Source organism: Terrabacter sp. 01T434, assembly GCF_056398545.1.
Genome location: NZ_JBFTPP010000029.1, coordinates 1 through 665 on the forward strand (window position 1 = coordinate 1; position 665 = coordinate 665).

At 69.3% G+C, this 665-nt stretch carries 1 protein-coding gene; it reads right to left on the bottom strand.

The annotated features are described in order from the left end of the window. A partial coding sequence (locus AC1DIW_RS21835; RefSeq protein ID WP_478110920.1) for a fibronectin type III domain-containing protein occupies window positions 1-600 on the bottom strand: 600 nt, incomplete at its 3' end. Between the last annotated feature and the right edge of the window lie 65 nt (window positions 601-665).

Below are 665 nucleotides of genomic sequence, written 5' to 3' on the forward strand. Positions count from 1 at the left end.
CTCGTCGAGGACAACAACAACGACACCACCAGGGTGTCTCGTCGAGGACAACAACAACGACACCACCAGGGTGTGCCCCGCCTGCACCCCGCTCGAGCCGACCGTCAGCGTGGTCGTCGTCCGCGCCGCCGACGCCGTCGCCGACCCGACCCGACCCACGTAGCCCGCCGCCACCGCGGCCTGCGGGGTCCCCGACGCCTCGGTCGACAACGGCGACGTGCCGACCGCGTTCACCGCAGCCACCCGGTAGAAGTACGCCGTCCCGTTTACCAACCCGGTGTCCGTGAAGCTGGTACCGCTCACGTTCGAAGCGATCGCAGTCGCGGACTCACCACCAGCGCTCGTCCCGCGATACACGTTGTACCCCGTCACCGCCGACCCACCATTCGACGCCGGAGCCGTCCACGACAASGMCACCGACCCGTTSCCGGGCGTCCCGACCAACCCCGTCGGCGCCGACGGCACCRTCRCMGCAGACTGCGGGGTCGCCGACGCCTCGTTSGACKGCGGCGAGGTACCAGCGGCGTTCACCGCGGCGACCGTGTAGAAGTAGGCCGTCCCGTTGACCAACCCGGTGTCCGTGAAGCTGGTACCGCTCACGTTCGAAGCGATCGCAGTCGCGGACTCACCACCCGCACTCGTGCCCCGGTAGACGTTGTACCCCG